The following is an 18,885-nucleotide window of genomic DNA, read 5'->3' as shown; positions in this document are numbered from 1 at the left end:
AGTCGGCTCGATATAGAGGACTAACGTAAATGGATTGGTAGCCAGTCTTGATGCTCTGGCCCGGTGTAGTCTGCACTTGGACGAATAATTCGATTGTTTTCTCTTTGCTCGAATACGTGTGCCGTCCAACCAGTAAGGCGGCTCATCACGAAGATAGGAGTAAACAGTTTGGTTGGGATGTCCATGAAGTGATATGCCGATGCGTGGAAGAAGTCAGCATTACAGAACAGCCCTTTCTCGCGCTTCATTACAGCTTCAACACGCTCAGAAACGGCATAAAGCTGTTTATCTCCCACCTCTTGAGCAAGCTCTTTTGACCAACGCTTGATTAGAGCATTTCGTGGATCGCTTTCACGATAAATGGCATGACCGAAGCCCATGATCTTATCTTTGTTAGCAAGCATATTCATGATGTTCGTTTCCGCTTCATCGGCGGTTTGCCAATCTTGGATCATTTCCATCGCCGCTTCATTCGCACCGCCATGCAAAGGGCCTCTCAACGTACCAATCGCTGCGGTGACACAAGAGTGGATATCCGACAGCGTTGATGCACACACACGAGCGGCAAAAGTCGAAGCATTAAACTCATGTTCCGCGTAAAGGGTTAGCGAGCAGTGCATCACCTTCTTGTGAAGTTCACTCGGTGCTTTATCCGTTAGCATTTTCAAGAAGTAGCCACCCAAACATGCTTCACTTTGATCTTCAGTATCAATGCGCACGCCATCATGGCTAAAGCGATACCAGTAACAAATAATCGCAGGAAAAAGTGCAAGCATACGTTCTGTTGCTGATAGTTGCTCAGAGAAGTCCGATTCTTGCTCTAAGTTACCCAACATTGAACAGCCCGTTCTCATCACATCCATTGGATGAGCGTCAGCAGGGATAAGCTCTAATGCTACTTTCAAAGGTTGAGGCAAGCCGCGCAGACCAACCAACAATGTTTTGTAATCATCAAGCTCTTTTTCACTGGGTAAATGACCTCTTAGTAGCAGATGCGCCACTTCTTCGAACTGAGCATGATTAGCAAGGTCGGTAATATCATAACCACGGTAGGTTAAACCAGTTCCTGATTTTCCTACCGTACATAGCGCCGTGGTTCCCGCACTCTGACCACGTAGACCAGCACCACCGATTGCAGGTGTGCTGGCTGTTTTTTCGCTTTGTTGTTGGTTTTCTGTAGAAGCCTTTTCGACAGTTGCTTTATCACTCAAAGATACAGACATGTTGAACTCCTTTTCTGTGTTAGCCGCCTGCACTCTTTGGTGCTGCCTGTTTATATGTCCGATGATCTTTATCATCGGTACTGGATATGGCGACTAACCATTTCACGTTATTGGATTAAGTTGATTTTTGATTAATTGAAACTGGTTTACCCTTCGCTTGAAAACAACTGATCAAGCTTGTTCTCGTAGTCGTGGTAATTCAGGTGTTCGTAAAGCTCTTTACGGGTTTGCATTGAATCCAACAGAGCTTCTTGATTGCCTTCAACTAACAAGTGCTTGTAAACATTCTCCGCCGCTTTGTTCATCGCACGGAACGCACTCAATGGATAAAGCACCATGTCGACACTTGATTGGGCTAACTCGTTACAGTTGTAGAGTGGTGTTTGGCCAAACTCAGTTATGTTAGCCAAGATAGGCACGTGCTTACCCGTTGCTGATTTCAGCGCTGCCGAGAACTTCACGTACTGGTCGAGCTGATTCATCGCCTCAGGGAAAATCATGTCCGCGCCCGCTTCAACACAAGCTATCGCTCGTTCAATCGCACTATCAATGCCTTCAACCGCCAATGCATCGGTACGAGCCATAATCACAAAGCTGTCATCGGTTCTGGCATCGGTTGCTGCTTTGACTCTATCGACCATCTCTTGTTGGCTCACAATCGCTTTATTTGGCCGATGACCACAGCGTTTCTGAGCGACTTGATCTTCCATGTGAATTGCTGCTGCGCCTGCCTTCTCCATAGCGCGAATCGTACGTGCAATATTGAATGCGCCACCAAATCCCGTATCGATATCCACCAGCAATGGCAGATCACACGCGTTGGTAATACGTTCAACATCCACCAACACATCGTTCAATGTCGTAATACCTAAATCAGGCAAACCATAAGACGCATTGGCGATACCTCCACCCGACAAATAGATCGCCTGATGCCCTAAGTTCTTTGCCATCATCGCGCAATACGGATTCACCGTACCGACGATCTGCAATGGGTCGTTGTCTTGCACAGCTTGTCGGAACTTAGCTCCTGCTGATAACTTCATAATGACGCTCCCTGTTAATTGTTTATTTCTAGCTAATCTTTAAGACTTACGGCTTTTGGTTATCGCCAGCACTGATCCGCTGACAGATTCCAATGGCCGCTTAATCAAGATCTTTGGATTGAATTTGTTGCTCTATAAGCAATCGGCTACCCGAGATGTGTCGTCGCATTAGCATTTCTGCTAGCTCTTCATCACGGTTACGAATTGCTTGTAGAATATATTTATGTTCATCGAGCGCCTCTTTTGGTCGAGACTGAGCCCTAGGCGATTGATAGCGGTACATGCGTAATAGGTGATAAAGCTCATCACACAGCAGCGAAATGAGTTTGCTGTTACGACTCGCTTTGATAATGCGGTAATGGAAATCAAAATCCCCATGTTGATGAAAGTAAGAAGAACCTTCGACTTCATCGATGTGCTTTGAGTGTGTCGACAATAATCCTTCAAGCCCGATAAGCTCTTCTTGTGTGATATGTCGCGCTGCTAGGCGAGCCGCCATGCCTTCCAATGCCTCTCGCACCGCGTAAAGCTCTAGCAGTTTGTCTGCCGAAAAAGTAATAACTCGAGCGCCGACATGTGGAATACGTTCTATCAGGCCAAGTCCTTCAACACGCATTATCGCTTCACGTAATGGACCTCGGCTTACCTCAAAGCGTTTAGCCAATTCAGGTTCCGAGATCTTACTGCCCGGAGCTAATTCACCGTTAACAATCGCCTCAACGAGGTACTCAGTCAGATTTTCCGACTTGGTGTTTTCTTTGTCGCTCACACGTGTTTTCGTGTTTGCACTTAAGGTGAGGTCTTTTATCGCAGTATTCATATTCACGCTGCTCACTTCTGATTGCCGACCCTAACTGTCAACAATTTCATAACATGAACATAAAATACACGATCAAATTGTCGACAATCAAGCAGATTGTCGACAATTTAGACTAAGGTAGTATTTTTTATATACGATAAAAACTCATCCAAAAGGACACTGAAAACAACTTAAATACTTGTTATTTATTAATTTAAACAGGACAACAACAACCAGCCCGATACCTACTCTAAAGTCATTTAAAATCGATGTGTCGACAACTTATAGCCGAACTGGTCAAAAGCAGCCCCGTTTGTGCCTATCCACCAGCTCACCGATAAACAGATATAAAAAAGGCGCACTCATGTGCGCCTTTCATTCATCGAACCCGTTCTAACAAGCCAACCTTTAATCAAGCTATCTGACGAGTGACTTCGAGGTATTTGCTGATATCGACAAAATCAATCTGTTCTGGTTTGAGATACTCTTCTGCATAACGCAGGTGAGTACCGCTGGTTAAGAACAATCTAAACAGCTCGATATCTAGATGCTCGTCCAACGCCATTTTATACATGATGTCGACAGCAACACTGATTGGTTTCGCCTTCTTATAAGGCCTATCCGCAGCAGTTAACGCCTCAAAAATATCTGAGATCACCAGAATACGTTCTGGGATTGAAAGGTCATCACCTGTCAGCTTCCTTGGATAGCCTGTGCCTTTAAGGGTTTCATGGTGAGTCGACGCATAACGAGGCACACGGCTTAGCTCTTTCGGGAATGGCAGGTTTTCAAGCATCTTGATGGTACCAAGCATGTGCTCATTTATCTTAAACCTATCTTCAGTAGTTAAGGTACCACGCGCAATACTCAGGTTATAGACTTCGCCCAGATTGTATAAGTGCTCAGGCACATCCATTTTAATTTGATGTTTCGGGTCAAACTCTAACGGCCTATCTCTTTTCACTATATGCTCTGCTTTATCACTTAACAGTGGCTCTGTTGCAGGTAAACTTGCACTCGGTTCTCGGTTCAACGCCTCTATCGGTGATAAACCAAGTTGATCATCAAAGTTACGCGTCCAAGTCGTCTCAGCGATAGATCGAATACGTGCGACTTTATCTTCACTCATGAATTCACCACCAACGTTTGATGCCGCGATAAAAGCAAAGTCCTCTTGTAGTTGCTGTTTGGTTGACGCAAGTTCATCAGCTACCAGCTCAGCCGGTAGAGATCCTTCGAGTTGTTTTGTCAAAGCTGTAATTTCTGCATCACGCCAAAGCACTTCAAATCGAGTTCTCAACTCGTGAATTCGGTTGTAGTTAGCTTCTAGCTTCGTACCTTTATCGACGATGTGTTCAGGTGTCGTGATCTTGCCACAATCATGAAGCCAAGCAGCAATTCTAAATTCACGACGTTCATCGTCGTTCTCAAATCTAAAGTCTTTGAAATGCTCTGACTGGGATTTTTCAGCCGCATCAGCCAACATCAAGCCCAGTTCTGGTACGCGGTTACAGTGCCCAGCCGTATAAGCGGATTTATCATCGATAGCCTGGGCGATAAGTTTAATGAACGACTCAACAAAGGCTTCTTGGGTTAGCTCATGTTGCTTGAGTTCCATCGCCATGTCTTTTACCGCCACAGATAGCTCCCATACTTCTTTAATTCGAGTGTCAACAAGTTCGACACTGTCATAATCACGCATCTTGATCTTATGAGTCTCCTCCTCTAATTGACGAATAGGACGCACTATCGGTGCACCAAAAACCCAAGCAATAGGTAAGGTCAAACTCATCAGTAACATCGTTACGCCAACAGAGGTTACTAGACGTTTATTGACTGTACTAAAGATTTCAGTTTCGGGAATCAATACCGCAAAATACTCAGAGTAGTGTTCGCCTGTGTCTATTTTCTTTAAATAGAGATGCTTGATCTCGCCATTCAACTCTACCCTTATCATACTGCCTTCAACCGTTGCTTCCTTAGTCAAATCATAAAGTTCAGTATAAGGAACCGTCGTATTCGTATTAAAGCCGGTATCATGGAGCCACTTTTTCGCTAAGGCATCAAGTTGTTCACCACTTAATTTACTGATAGCTTTATCAATAATCGGAAGCAATTGCTTATGCTTGCTCTGCAACACCAAATGGAATTGATTTGTGTAGTTCTGTTTTAGATCTTCTAGAGTCCCATTGACAACAAGGCCTGGTTGGAAAAACCTATCTAATGCAAACGAGAGTACGGGTTCAGCGTCTAAGAATGCAAAGTTCTCTCCGCTTTCAATTGAATTAAATGCAGACTCCAGGTTTTCAAACTCAACTAAATCAATATTCGGAAAGTCTTCCCTCATTTTAGGAATAATTGACCACCCAGATAAAATGGCAACTTTTTTACCCTCAAGTTCGGCATAATTAGTAACAACCTTCGCACCAACCTTTGTCACGATAGCAAACGGCAATTCATAGATTGGAGTTGTGTATAGGCCATTTATGCCATTATCTTTATAATTTTGCACCGATTGCAGCCCATCGATGCTTCCTTCTTGAAACTTATTGACAAGCTCTCCCCAAGAAAAGCCATTCACAAATTCAAACCTGATCCCAGTCATCTCACCGATCATTTTGAGAAGGTCTATCGCATAACCGTTTGGTTTCCCCGCCACAGAAAAGTCCATCGGCCCCCAATCATTTTGATTAGAAACTAGCAGCGGAGGGGTATCGTTAACCAAGGTTTTTTGCTCAGATGATAATATCAATGTTGATACATCAAACTCCGATTCCTGATTATTAACCTTGAGGTTGGACGCTATGATATTTCCCGATTTCGAATATAAGAAAGACTCAACCTTACTATCTTCTGCTAATCCAAGCGCCGTACCTGATAATTTGTTAGCCAAAGAAGACAACACAATATCAATACCAATCACATGTTGAATTTCAGATTCTATTTTCGACTCAAACGCTAAAGAATAAGTTTGTCCGGTAATTTGTAAATGCTGAAAAAGATATGGCTGAGTTTTTTCGACCGACTGAACATTGGCAGAAACATACCAAGGCCTGGTCGTTGGAAAGTAGTTGCTCTGCTCCGTAGTTGAGCTTCTGAGCGTAAACTCTTGGTCAAAGTATTTCGTTGTCCGGACTCGCTCCTGCCCTATATTTTTAATCTCAACCACAACCCAACGATCCGTTTGTTGTGCACCTATTTTTTCTCTAACGACAGGGGCAGATTCTAGATTAATAATTTGGAAGAAATTTTCATCGGATGAGCCAATGTAAATACTATAAAAGAGAGGGTTATCTTTAATGGCTTCAGAAAGAATACTACGCGACTCTTCTTTCGATATTTTGTTACTGATTGACCGTTTCACTGAAGCAAGTAAACGCGCAGTGTTGGCTGCGTCAGAATCAATAGCGCCTATATAATCACTCAGGTCATGAGACACCATCGTCAATTTTGACAGAGTACTCTCCGTCGCCATTTTTTTACTGAAGTAATATTGCAGTGAAACCGCAACAACAGCTGTAAGAAATGTCGCGAGTAAAAACATTCCTCCAACAGTAAATCGTAACGAAATTTTTTTGTCTGTCATTATTCGATCCTTGAATAACCATTAGCTCAGAAATGTAACGTGCCAGCAATATTTATATTATTACAGTAGCATAACCCACCTAGCAACACATTATTCTATATATTTAATGTCGTTTCCCCATATCTCTTTTTGTGCCGTAATAAAGTACCCACTTTAATGATACCCAGCAGTATAAATCGACCAATAGTCAAAACAAATTGTTCAAATAAACTCAAGAAAAAATCAGAGTGATTATTTCTTGAAGAATCCTATAGCTGCGCCACCGTGAACTTTATGAACTTTATTCACCCAATGTTCTTTATCCTCAATATCGCCGCATTGAAGACAATTCTTTAACACACCGTTAACTTTAACGTCATCTGCTAAGCAATACCCTACTCGTGTGTTTAGCAGCTGGATATAAAACATAAGTTTCTCTCCATTGAAGAGATCCCCTACATAAGGAACGTGAACCATGTTCAAGGCACTGAAACCTACTCTTGCGGCTTCTATCATCGCAGCAACCTTTTCTTTTAACACTTTTGCTGCTGATGTAGAAAAAATCCACTTCCTAATCCCTGGCGGCGCTGGTGGCGGTTGGGATATGACGGCTCGTGGTACGGGTGATGTATTAGTTAAATCCGACATCGTAGAAAATGTCTCTTTCCAAAACTTGTCTGGTGGTGGTGGCGGTAAAGCCATTGCACACCTAATCGAGACGGCTCAACGTCAAGAAGACACGCTAATGGTGAACTCAACGCCTATCGTTGTTCGTTCACTAACGGGGATCTTCCCACAATCTTTCCGCGACCTAACTCCTGTAGCAGCAACTATTGCCGACTATGGCGCAATCGTTGCGTCTGCGGATTCGAAGTACAACACTTGGGAAGATGTAGTAAAAGAATTCGAAAGCAACCCACGTAAAGTGAAAATTGCAGGCGGCTCGGCTCGAGGCAGCATGGATCACCTTGTTGTGGCGGCAGCGTTCAAAGGCGAAGGTTTTGATGCGAAGAAAGTGCGATACATTGCTTACGATGCAGGTGGTAAAGCAATGGCAGCTCTATTATCTGGCGAAACACAACTGCTTTCGACAGGCCTTGGTGAAGTGCTAGAAATGTCTAAATCAGGCCAAGTAAAAGTATTGGCGGTAACGGCACCAAAACGTCTTGATGCGGCACCAAACATCCCAACACTAACTGAGTACGGCAACGAAACAGTATTTGCTAACTGGCGTGGCTTCTTCGCGGCACCTGGCACTAGCCAAGCGAAAATCGACGAGTGGAATGTAGCGCTTGGCAAGATGTACAAGACCGATGAATGGCAAGTGGTTCGTGACCGTAACGGTTGGATTGACAACTACAAAGCTGACAAAGATTTTTACGCCTTCCTAGAAGACCAAGAAAAACAGATGGGCGACCTAATGCGTGAGCTTGGTTTCTTGAAATAACTAACAACCATAGAGGGTCTATGTGCCCTCTTACTCTTTCCTTGTTTCGCCGTACATGAGTTAACTTCAAACTCCTTTGTTTATTCGTAGACGTATTACTAACGCTTGCCGATTCGTTGTAAACGCAAGTGGCTGATAAACCAGTACCGTAATTCGCTTACCTTTGGTTAGTGATCCCAGACATTCTTCATTAACTCGCTCATGTACGGCTTTTTTACTATTTATACCACCCCAAATGGAGTTGGATATGTCGGACTTACCAACCAAATTTCTGAGTAAGGAATCTTTGCTTTCAAAGGATCGCATCGGAGCCATGATCTTTATGCTGGCGTGCTTGTGCTATGGCTACCAAACCACGCTAATTCCTTTGTTCCCCGGTGACGAGTACGAACCCTTCACAGCAAGAACTTTACCTACCCTATTAACGTTTATCGGCATCGGCCTGTCGTTGATCCTACTAGTTACAGGACAACCGGACCAGAAGGTTTCATGCGACACCACGCCGTTGAACTGGAAGCTGCTCATTGGCTTTTTAGTGTTGATGGCTTTGTACGGTGTTGGACTGACTTATCTTGGCTTTGTTTTAGCAACTAGCTTCTTCTTGCTTGCTGGCTTTTACCTATTGGGTGAGCGCCGTAAATCTATTTTATTTGGCGCGTCATTTCCTTTCGTTATCGCGTTCTTTTTATTATTAACTCAAGGCTTAGATATCTACCTAGAGCCTGGCTTAATCTTCACTCTTTGGTAGGGATAACATTATGTTAGACGGAATTTTACAAGGACTTTCTACCGCTGTGATGCCAATGAACATCATGATGGTAATTGTGGGCTGCTTCGTGGGTACCTTCATTGGTATGCTCCCGGGGCTAGGTCCAATTTCAGCAATCGCGTTGATGATCCCGATTACATACGGCCTAGACCCTTCTTCTGGCTTAATCTTAATGGCAGGTGTGTACTACGGCGCTGTATTTGGTGGCTCAACGTCATCAATCTTAATCAATGCTCCAGGTTGTTCTTCAACGGTAGTAACCGCATTCGACGGCTACCCAATGGCACAAAAAGGCCAAGCAGGTAAAGCGTTGGCACTAGCAGCCTACTCTTCTTTCACTGGCGGTACGCTGTCAGCAATCATGCTTTTGATTGCAGCACCGGCTCTAGCAAGTGTCTCATTGAGCTTCCAGTCGTCAGACTACTTCGCATTGATGTTGTTAGGTCTATCGGCTGTAGCAGCGTTTGCAGGCCCAGGTCAGGTAATAAAGGCATGGATGATGACCATTCTTGGTTTGATGCTGTCTACTGTTGGTATCGACAAAGGCGTTGGTGTTGAGCGTTTCACGTTTGGCCTAACAGACCTAATGGATGGCTTTAGTTTCCTACTTCTTGCTATGGCAACCTTCGCTTTAGGTGAGACTTTAATGGGTATTTTGAAACCTGAGAAAGACACCAGCGGCGAAGAAAGCCAAAAGATGGCCGATATTGGCAGCATGAAAGTGACTAAAGAAGAGTTCAAAGAAGTCGCGCCCGTTTCGATTCGTTCTTCAATTCTTGGCTTCTTCACTGGCGTGCTTCCGGGTGCTGGCGCGACGATCGCAGCTTTCTTAAGCTACGGCATGGAACGCAGCCTAGCGCCAAAAGACAAGCAGAAAGAGTTTGGTAAAGGCAGTATTCGTGGTCTTGTGGCTCCTGAATCAGCAAACAATGCAGCTTCAAGCGGTTCATTTGTTCCGCTACTAACACTCGGTATTCCGGGTTCTGGTACTACTGCAATTATGCTTGGTGCGTTGATTGCTTACGGTATTCAGCCAGGCCCTCGCTTGTTCGTTGAGCATCCAGATGTATTTTGGTCGGTGATTATCTCGATGTACTTTGGCAACATCGTGCTGGTTATCTTAAACCTACCGCTGATCCCATATATCTCTAAACTGCTAGCGGTACCAAGAACGGTACTACTGCCAATGATTATCTTCTTCTCAATCACAGGTGTGTACTTGGTGTCTTTCAACACGATGGATGTGTTTGTGATGCTAATTGTGGCAATGGCGGCGATAGCGTTAAGGCTGGCCAACTTCCCGCTCGCACCGTTACTGCTTGGCTTCATATTAGGTGGTTTGATGGAAGAGAACTTGAGACGCGCACTGATGATCAGTGATGGTGAACTCAGCTTCCTTTGGGAACGCCCTATCACCATGACCTTCACTATTTTAGCGGTATTGGTTCTATCTAGTCCTATTCTGGTTAAGCTGTTCAAGAGCTTTAGAGCAAAGCCTGTTGAAGTATAAACTTGGCTTAGCCTAGAAAACAAAACGAAATAAAGGGAGCCTCAGGCTCCTTTTTTCGTATCAGTCATTTCAAAAAACCACAGCTCTAAGATGGTAGCAAACTCACAATCCGACTCCTGAAAAACACATATCCCTGATATTAATAACAAAATCAAGTAAGGTGATTCATCATTTAACGCATTGGATTCTAAAACTATGGATTGGTTGATTCTATTCTTGTCAGGTGTGATTGGTGGCGTGTTGAATTCCATCGCAGGAGGAGGCAGCTTCATCACCTTCCCCGCTTTGTTATTCGCAGGCGTCCCTCCGATTGCGGCCAACGCGACCAATACCTTTGCTTCATGCGCTGGTTACATCAGTGGTGCTTACGCACTGCGCCATGAAATCCAATCTGGCACCAAACAACTCAAACTCGTTGTCGGGCTATGTATAATTGGCGGCGGCATTGGTGCATTTTTACTACTACACACGCCAGAAGCGCTATTTACCCAATCCGTCCCTTGGTTATTACTGTTCGCCGCTCTACTTTTTACCTTTGGTGGCACACTCAATAAATGGCTAAAGAAAGTAACCGCTAAACATAAGCACGCCACCAGCGCAGGCGCGTTCTTTTCAGCCTTATTACTTTTGATCGTGTGTGTTTATGGTGGTTATTTTAATGCAGGCTTAGGCATTGTGACATTGAGCTACTTGGCACTGGCAGGGTATACCAATATCAACGTGATGAATGGCATCAAATTGTTGGTATCGGCATGCGCATCACTCGCGGCAATCGTGTTCTTTGTTGTGAATGGTTCGATTGATTGGCCGTCAGGCATGGCCGTTTTGTTTGGGACATTAGTCAGTGGTTACTATTCAGCAAAAGTTTCTCGTCGTATCCCACAACAATATGTTCGCACCACAGTGATCATCGCGAGCTTTTTGATTACCGCTTACTTCTTCTATGCTAACTAGGTTCTATACCAACTAGCTTTTATTCGAACTACTTCGTGCAGCAATCACGGTTTTCGTTAGCAAAACACAACGCAAATCGTTAAGTATAAAGAATTGACAAAGCCCCTCGGCTGGTTATTTTATGAACTATAAAATAGCCAAACTAAAATATGTGAGGCGAGTCCTTCAATTAGCAAATTTGATAACAATTTAGACTATTTTTTAGCCTTTACTTTGCCAAAGGTGGGATAATTCTCCTGTCGAAAGTGAGACTTCATTAGGAGGCGTTATGAACATTAAACTCGGTCATGTCATGTCATCAAGTCGACTCATTTGCTTTGTCGCTTTTCTCGCTGCCACATTCGCGTGGATTCTAAAAATGCCCGCTCTTTTTTCTGTGTCAGCGCTATTCTTACTGATCAGCGCTATTGTCTATGTCGTTGATCTTTGGAAGAATCAAAGAAAGAACCGCGAAGCTTAAGACGAACGACTAAAGCAACACGCATTAAAAAAGGAGCACTTAGGCTCCTTTTGTATTTTTCAGTCAAGGCTTTGTCTATCTAACGATGCTCAACTTACGCCTTTACATAAAGACGTTAAAACTAGCGACGCCCTTTTGCTAGCGACGGAAATTACGACCGTTGCCGCCACGACGCTCTTTAAATGCTGACGCTGCTTTAGCTTGTGATGCTAGAATCGATTCAACCGTTAATTCCATTGGCTCACGAGGTTCTAACCCGTGACGGAATGTACGTGAACGCGGAGGCATCTGGTATTCGATATCAGAAGCTTTAGGCATGCGCTTGAAACGGTAAAGGTAGAAATTCTCTACTTTCTCACGAGCCCACTCTGTTTTCTTCAAGTATTTAACGGCACTTGCTACTGTCGGCTTAGTGTTAAAGCAGTTCATGCGCATTGCTGCATCCAAAATTTCCCAACCGTAATGATCCACTAATTCGTTGATCATAGTTTCAAGCTTTAAGCCATGCAGTGGGTTGTTTTGTTGCAGTTCGATTCTTTCTTCTTCAGTCATAACATTACCTTTTCCAAGGCAACTAAAGGCCTTGAATTTACTCTAGAACACCGTCATCACTGACCGCTTCTAGCTCAATCATTTGGGCATATCATCCATTGCCCTTATCTATGCCTTTATGATGGCATAAAGCATGCTCGTTATCCTATTTATCTTTCAATTTAATTTTAATATGGTCACTTACCATCCTGATGTTGCGTGTAATACAGCCGCCCCTACTAAAAAGGGTCTGTCTTAAAGATCCACCAAACTAGCTCAAGTTAACAAAAACCATGATAGAAGAATGAAATATCCCTACTTTACCAATGGAATTTAAACTTATCAGAACGCAGTGTTGCTAATTAACAGCGAGGTGCTATGTTAGAAGTGGTATAGAAACCTACTAATAATGATATTAAACAATGATATAACTATAAATAAAGGTTGGCTTTGACCATGTTTGACTACTCCCAAATCAGCAGAGTAGCCGCCCAAGATAAAGACATTATCGCCATCGTTGATGATCTCTTTCGGCTAGCTCGCGAACATTACCCCATTCTGTCTAGGCTTTCGGTCGTGCTATGCAATGAAAATAGAGCATCGAACTATTTTGTTTCGGATACTCTGTGCCAAGAAGCCGAGCATCGCTACATCGAACAAGAACTTAAGCCAGAATCAGCGTTATCTAGAATGGCTGAGTCTTTAGATACTCGAATCATCCACGACCTCACCACCATTAGCCCAACCAAACAAATATCTCACCTGCTCGATATCGGTCATCAAAGCAGTTACACAACACCTATTCATCACCAAGAAAGTAATCTTGGGTTTGTGTTTATCAATGCTTCATCAGCGGGGTTCTTTGCTAACCAAACCATCCAGTGTGATATCGCTTATCTCACTCAAGTGATCTCTAGCCTTTTCGTTCAATGGTTTGAGCGCCAACGTCACTTTCAATCCTCTTTAGCGATTGCTTTAAACATGGGTCATGCTCGAGACCCAGAGACTAAAGAACACCTTATTCGCATGGGTAAATACAGTGAACACATTGCTCGTACTCTGTCGCACAGCAAGGAAGAAATTACACACCAATTCATTCACCGAATTCGGCTGTATGCACCTTTTCACGACATAGGTAAATATCGAATTCCAGATAAAGTGCTATTCAGTAGCGCACGCTTTAATGAAGAAGAAAGAGCCGTCATGGACAATCACACCTTGTACGGTGAAGAAATGATTAACAATGTGGTTGCCCTATCATGCCATATCGCTATGTGTTCTGAGGAAATCCAATTCATTAAAAACATCGTACGTCATCATCATGAAAGGTTTGATGGCACAGGGTTGCCCGATGCTTTGAGTAACACAGCGATACCACTAGAGGCTCGAATAGTGACATTAGCCGATGTATTCGATGCGCTGATGAGCAAAAGAGCTTATAAGCACGCGTGGTCACTCGATGAAGTGATGGAATACATAGAAGCTCACTCGGGTTCGATGTTCGACCCTGAGTGTGTTGTGGCTCTTAAACAAAACCTAGACGGCTTTATGGCCATTCGGGAGCAATACAATGACGATGCTCAGCCGCATTTAATGACAGCTTAAACTATGGCTTCTTTGTTATTCAGGCCTAAGTAAGAGAACGTGAACCAACAAAAAAGGATGCCAATTGGCATCCTTTTGTTTTCTAGTTTCAGCTGAAAGAACAAACGTGTTCTTTACTGATTCTAACTAATGATTATACGTCGTAAGTTGTAGAAGCAGTGTCGCCGCCTGTACCAGTCCAGTTTGTGTGGAAGAATTCACCACGTGGACGGTCAGTACGCTCATAAGTGTGAGCACCGAAGTAGTCACGTTGAGCTTGTAGAAGGTTCGCTGGAAGACGAGCTGTAGTGTAGCCGTCTAGGAACGTTAGTGCAGAAGTCATACATGGCATTGGGATGCCTGATTCCATAGACTTAGCTGCAACTTTACGCCAAGCGCCCATGCAGTTGTCTAGGATGCCTTTGAAGTATGCATCTGAACCTAGGAATGCGATCTCTGGGTTCGCTTCGTAAGCATCACGAATGTTGCCTAGGAATGCAGAACGGATGATACAACCGCCACGCCACATAAGAGCAACGTTACCATAGTTTAGATCCCAGCCGTTTTCGTTCGACGCTTCACGCATTAGCATGAAACCTTGAGCGTAAGAGATGATCTTAGAAGCAAGTAGAGCCTGACGGATTGCATCAACCCACTCTTGCTTGTCGCCTTCAACTGGAGCAACAGTCTTACCGAACAGTTTCTCAGCTTCAACACGTTGATCTTTAAGTGCAGACAGGCAACGAGAGAATACAGACTCAGTGATTAGAGTCAGTGGGATACCCATGTCTAGTGCGTTAATACCTGTCCATTTGCCTGTACCTTTTTGGCCAGCAGTGTCTAGGATCTTCTCAACTAGCGCTTCACCGTCTTCATCTTTGTAGCCAAGGATGTCTGCAGTGATTTCTACTAGGTAGCTGTCTAGCTCAGTTTTGTTCCAGTCAGCAAATACAGCCTGCATTTCGTCGTGGTTCATACCTAGGCCATCTTTCATGAACTGGTATGCTTCAGTGATAAGCTGCATGTCACCGTATTCGATGCCATTGTGAACCATCTTAACGAAGTGACCAGCACCGTCGTTACCAACCCAATCACAACAAGGCTCACCCGCGTCAGTTTTCGCAGAGATACCTTGGAAGATAGGCTTAACCGCTTCCCAAGCTTCAGGAGACCCGCCTGGCATGATAGAAGGACCGAAACGAGCGCCTTCTTCACCACCAGAAACACCCGTACCGATGAAGTGGATGCCTTTCTCGCGAAGAGCGGCAACACGACGGTTAGTGTCTGGGAAGTTAGTGTTACCACCATCAATGATGATGTCGCCTTTGTCTAGAAGTGGTACAAGCTTGTCGATGAACGTATCTACAACATCACCAGCACGAACCATAAGCATCACTTTACGTGGCGCTTCTAGCTTCTCAACTAACTCTTCTAGAGAGTAAGCACCAACAATGTTAGTACCTTTAGCTGGGCCTTCTAGGAACTCGTCTACTTTCGCAGCAGTACGGTTGTGAGCCACAACTTTGAAGCCGTGGTCGTTCATGTTTAGGATAAGGTTCTGACCCATTACTGCTAGGCCAATTACACCGATATCACCTTTCATTATTTTATCTCCTTGCGGCTACTCGCACTTATGCGATAGCACTTGCTGCATTTGAATCTAGGAACCACTCTGTTTCACCAGTTTTAGACTGGATTTTCGCTGCCGGGTAAGGCAGTTCTGAAGCAGGAGTTGTATGAATTTCTTTAACGATCTCAACTTTACCTGCACCCAGTACTAGGTAGCTGATTCGTTTTGCTGCTTCTAAAACTTTCGCTGTTTTAGAAACACGGATCTGGCCTGACTCTGGGTGAGAAGCTAATACAGATAGGTTCTCATCTTGGTAGTCAGTTACACCCGGGAATAGTGAAGCTGTGTGGCCGTCTGCGCCAACACCTAGCAGGATCCAATCGAAAACAGGCGTGCCGTTTTCTGTTGGAATCACGTCTGCCATTTCTGTCGCGAAACGCTCTGCTTCTGCTTTTGGCTCATCTTCACCACGGATGCGGTGGATGTTTTCAGCAGGAAGGTTTACTTGTGTAAACTCTTTTAGTTTCGAAAATAAGAGCGCGTTTGCTTCGCCGAAGTTGCTTTCAGCATCATCAGGTGCCACGCAACGTTCGTCGCCCCACCAGAAATGAAGGTTATTCCATTGAATGCCTTCTGCGTATGGCGCTTGAGCTAAAAGCTTAAAAAGCATTTTTGGCGTGCTGCCACCCGACAGTGAAATGTGAACAGGTTTACCCTGCTCGCTGTAAGCTTTCATTTCGTTTGCTAGGTTTTCAACGACTAATTCAGGCGTTGCAAAGATCTTGTGATTGATCATAGTTCGCAGTAATCCGTGTCTGTTAAGTTTTTGCATGGGAAACGCCATGCGCGGCCATCACGCTGCAGAAGCTCATCGGCTTCTTGTGGGCCCCAAGTACCACAAGCATAGCCAAACAGTGCTTGAGGGTCTTGCTTGAAATCTAAGATCGGTTGAACGTACTTCCAACATGCTTCTACAGCATCGGTACGTGCAAACAGAGTCGCATCACCGTTCAGTGCATCAAGAAGAAGACGCTCATAAGCCGTCAGCATCTGAGTTTCAGGCAGATCAGAGTAAGAGAAGTTCATTTTCACTTCTTTTGCTTTGAAACCTGCACCTGGCTCTTTCAAACCAAAGCTCATCTGAATACCTTCATCCGGTTGGATACGGATAATCAGTTTGTTCTCTGGTGCATCTTGACCAAACACTGGGTGTGGTGTGTTCTTAAAGTGAATCACAATTTCAGTCACACGTGTTGGTAAGCGTTTACCCGTACGTACGTAGAAAGGAACACCATTCCAGCGCCAGTTATTGATGTGTGCTTTAAGACCAATGTACGTTTCAGTACGAGAATCATCCGCTACACCATGCTCTTCACGGTAACCTAGTAAGTGCTGACCACGAACATCTGATGCTGTGTACTGACCTAATACTAAGTCTTTACGCAAATCATCTTCTTCTAATGGTTTCAGACACTGAAGTACTTTAACCACTTCATCACGAATAGAATCTGCATTGATTTGAGCAGGTGGCTCCATACCAACCATTGCTAGCACTTGTAGCAGGTGGTTTTGGAACATGTCACGAACTGCGCCAGAACCGTCGTAATATCCGCCACGTTCTTCAACGCCAAGGAACTCAGCACCTGTGATTTCAACGTATTCAATGAAGTTACGGTTCCACAGTGGTTCAAACATCGCGTTTGAGAAACGAAGCACTAGAAGGTTTTGTACCGTTTCTTTACCAAGGTAATGGTCGATACGGTAGATCTGGTGTTCTTGGAAGTGATGATGGATCTCTTCATCCAGCGCTTGAGCTGATGCTAGATCGTAACCAAATGGCTTCTCAATAATCAGACGACGCCAGCCGTTCTTTTCATCGTTCAGGCCATGCGCAGCAAGGTTTGCTGGAATCACACCGTATAGGCTTGGCGGGGTTGCCAAGTAAAACAATGTGTTATGGTTTTCGAATTGATAGTCTTGCTCAAGCTTGTCTAGACGTTGTGCTAAACGAGCGTAGTCGTCTACATCTGAAGTGTTGATCGCTTGATAATGCAGATGTTCAATAAATGCATTCAGCGTCTCTGGCTCAGTTTTTTCCATTTCCTGAAGAGACTTCTTCAGCTTCTCACGGTAAGACTCGTCGCTGTACTCAGTACGGCTCACTCCAAGAATCGCAAAGGATTCTGGAAGTTGATTGCTAGCATACAGGTGGTACAAAGCAGGAATTAACTTGCGGTAAGTTAGATCTCCCGACGCACCAAAAATAACGATGCTGCTGTTTTCAGGTATTACCATCATCTTTCCTATAAAAACAAGGTTTTTAGTATTCGCCAAAGGTATCAGCGACATACGAAAATAGATAATAGGTCTTGGCTATTACATCAATAGCGAGTGCCTATTACACTTGAGAATGCGTTTGGTAAACGAGGGTGAAAGCTATCACCTCTATTCGGGACAGTATTGTCTATGAGTATTTGATTTACATCAACCACTGTGAAAGCAATCGATTAAATATTGACTAATTTCGAACAAATTATAATCGATAAGTCAGCTGTTCTATCCGGAAGAAGAAGCAAATCGGCATTCTCAAACATTGTAGTCAAGAAAGAACGGTATCTGGTCGGTGGAGTGAGCAATAAGAAAGGGAGAAAAAACCAAAACCAGCTTACTCAACTGGCTTTATACTTATTTGATAGCATCGCGTTTATCTTTGTGACTTGTTGTCGCTAAATCTATCTTCTAGCTTTGTTGTAGCAGCGTTCTGGGCGACCTACTGACCCGTAATTTAAGTCAGCCACTAACTCGCCAGTCGTGATAAGGAATTCCAAATAGCGTCGAGCGGTGGTTCGACTAGCTCCAATACGTTCACCTGCCTCATCAGCTGTAATATCAGCAATGTCGGCTTGTTGGAAAATAGCTCTAATTTTATCAAGCGTTACACCATCGATCCCTTTCGGTAACGTAGAAACCTTTCGAGAATCTGCCTTGGCATTGGCTTGCAGCATCTTGTCGACCAAACCTTGGTTCAAATCAGACACACTTTCAAATTCTTGTTGTTGCGATTGGTACTTTTTCAGTGCCGCTTCCAAACGAGGAAACATCACAGGTTTCAGTAAATAGTCGACGACTCCACCACGCATCGCCTGTTGCAAGGTGTCGACATCTCGGGCAGCAGTAATCAAAATCACATCACATCCCTGATTACTACCACGAACGTGGTTCAAAATATCAAGTCCGCATCCGTCCGGTAAATACACATCCAATAAAACCAAATCAGGCTTTAAGATGTCCAATTGCATTAATGCTTCAGACTGTGTGGTCGCAATCCCGACCACATCAAAGCCTCCCATCTGTTCTAAATAACGATGGTGAAGCTCTGCAATCGCAATATCATCTTCAATGACCATGACTCTCGTGATTGCGTTCATTT

16 protein-coding genes are annotated in these 18,885 nt (G+C 44.1%); 6 read left to right on the top strand and 10 right to left on the bottom strand.

Annotation, left to right across the window (positions count from 1 at the left end):
* Positions 1-20: 20 nt before the first annotated feature.
* The 5 genes from prpC to AB6D07_RS08110 all read right to left on the bottom strand — a co-directional run bounded on the left by prpC (position 21) and on the right by AB6D07_RS08110 (position 7,059).
* Entirely contained in the window at positions 21-1,223 is a 1,203-nt protein-coding gene (prpC, locus tag AB6D07_RS08130; RefSeq protein ID WP_017103082.1) for a 2-methylcitrate synthase, read from the bottom strand.
* A gap of 146 nt (positions 1,224-1,369) precedes the next feature.
* Positions 1,370-2,266, bottom strand: coding sequence for a methylisocitrate lyase (gene prpB / locus AB6D07_RS08125; RefSeq protein ID WP_017082680.1), 897 nt, complete (start codon positions 2,264-2,266; stop codon positions 1,370-1,372).
* A 100-nt stretch (positions 2,267-2,366) separates the two neighbouring features.
* Positions 2,367-3,086, bottom strand: a complete 720-nt coding sequence (locus tag AB6D07_RS08120; RefSeq protein ID WP_017071741.1) for a GntR family transcriptional regulator — start codon at positions 3,084-3,086, stop codon at positions 2,367-2,369.
* Between the two features lie 391 nt (positions 3,087-3,477).
* Entirely contained in the window at positions 3,478-6,651 is a 3,174-nt protein-coding gene (locus AB6D07_RS08115; protein ID WP_017103083.1) for an HD domain-containing phosphohydrolase, read from the bottom strand.
* A 231-nt stretch (positions 6,652-6,882) separates the two neighbouring features.
* On the bottom strand, positions 6,883-7,059 hold the full coding sequence (locus tag AB6D07_RS08110) for a hypothetical protein (RefSeq protein WP_241810844.1): 177 nt from the start codon (positions 7,057-7,059) through the stop codon (positions 6,883-6,885).
* A gap of 46 nt (positions 7,060-7,105) precedes the next feature.
* Here AB6D07_RS08110 and AB6D07_RS08105 point away from each other — a divergent pair, with 46 nt between their 5' ends.
* From AB6D07_RS08105 to AB6D07_RS08085, 5 genes are all read left to right on the top strand, one after another.
* Positions 7,106-8,077 (top strand): tripartite tricarboxylate transporter substrate binding protein, encoded by a 972-nt coding sequence (locus AB6D07_RS08105; protein WP_009846588.1) that lies wholly within the window; start codon positions 7,106-7,108, stop codon positions 8,075-8,077.
* 247 nt (positions 8,078-8,324) lie between these two features.
* Complete coding sequence (locus AB6D07_RS08100; protein WP_009846587.1) at positions 8,325-8,825, top strand: tripartite tricarboxylate transporter TctB family protein; 501 nt, start codon at positions 8,325-8,327, stop codon at positions 8,823-8,825.
* A 10-nt stretch (positions 8,826-8,835) separates the two neighbouring features.
* Positions 8,836-10,356, top strand: a complete 1,521-nt coding sequence (locus tag AB6D07_RS08095) for a tripartite tricarboxylate transporter permease (protein WP_009846586.1) — start codon at positions 8,836-8,838, stop codon at positions 10,354-10,356.
* A gap of 195 nt (positions 10,357-10,551) precedes the next feature.
* Positions 10,552-11,310: a sulfite exporter TauE/SafE family protein gene (locus tag AB6D07_RS08090; protein ID WP_029222937.1), complete on the top strand. Its 759-nt coding sequence runs from the start codon at positions 10,552-10,554 to the stop codon at positions 11,308-11,310.
* Between the two features lie 268 nt (positions 11,311-11,578).
* A complete protein-coding gene (locus AB6D07_RS08085; RefSeq protein ID WP_004733590.1) occupies positions 11,579-11,770 on the top strand; it encodes a hypothetical protein in 192 nt (63 codons plus the stop codon).
* A gap of 138 nt (positions 11,771-11,908) precedes the next feature.
* Here AB6D07_RS08085 and AB6D07_RS08080 read toward each other — a convergent pair whose 3' ends face one another.
* Positions 11,909-12,322 carry a VF530 family DNA-binding protein gene (locus AB6D07_RS08080; RefSeq protein WP_012603790.1) on the bottom strand — a complete coding sequence of 138 codons (414 nt, stop codon included), beginning with the start codon at positions 12,320-12,322 and terminating at the stop codon, positions 11,909-11,911.
* Between the two features lie 423 nt (positions 12,323-12,745).
* On the opposite strand from AB6D07_RS08080, the gene AB6D07_RS08075 reads away from it, so the two are divergent.
* Entirely contained in the window at positions 12,746-13,906 is a 1,161-nt protein-coding gene (locus AB6D07_RS08075) for an HD-GYP domain-containing protein (protein ID WP_372092142.1), read from the top strand.
* 133 nt (positions 13,907-14,039) lie between these two features.
* On the opposite strand, the gene gnd is transcribed toward AB6D07_RS08075, so the two are convergent.
* The 4 genes from gnd to AB6D07_RS08055 form a co-directional block, all read right to left on the bottom strand.
* On the bottom strand, positions 14,040-15,488 hold the full coding sequence (gene gnd, locus AB6D07_RS08070) for a decarboxylating NADP(+)-dependent phosphogluconate dehydrogenase (RefSeq protein ID WP_004733587.1): 1,449 nt from the start codon (positions 15,486-15,488) through the stop codon (positions 14,040-14,042).
* A gap of 28 nt (positions 15,489-15,516) precedes the next feature.
* Positions 15,517-16,251 carry a 6-phosphogluconolactonase gene (gene pgl, locus AB6D07_RS08065; protein WP_017103088.1) on the bottom strand — a complete coding sequence of 245 codons (735 nt, stop codon included), beginning with the start codon at positions 16,249-16,251 and terminating at the stop codon, positions 15,517-15,519.
* Entirely contained in the window at positions 16,248-17,750 is a 1,503-nt protein-coding gene (zwf, locus tag AB6D07_RS08060) for a glucose-6-phosphate dehydrogenase (protein WP_029222938.1), read from the bottom strand. The genes pgl and zwf overlap by 4 nt, the downstream gene beginning before the upstream one ends.
* A 437-nt stretch (positions 17,751-18,187) precedes the next feature.
* On the bottom strand, positions 18,188-18,883 hold the full coding sequence (locus AB6D07_RS08055) for a response regulator (RefSeq protein WP_009846579.1): 696 nt from the start codon (positions 18,881-18,883) through the stop codon (positions 18,188-18,190).
* Positions 18,884-18,885: the final 2 nt, after the last annotated feature.

This window comes from Vibrio sp. 10N.239.312.C11 (assembly GCF_041466065.1).
Lineage (GTDB): Bacteria > Pseudomonadota > Gammaproteobacteria > Enterobacterales > Vibrionaceae > Vibrio > Vibrio tasmaniensis_A.
This window is presented reverse-complemented; position numbering and strand designations above follow the sequence as displayed.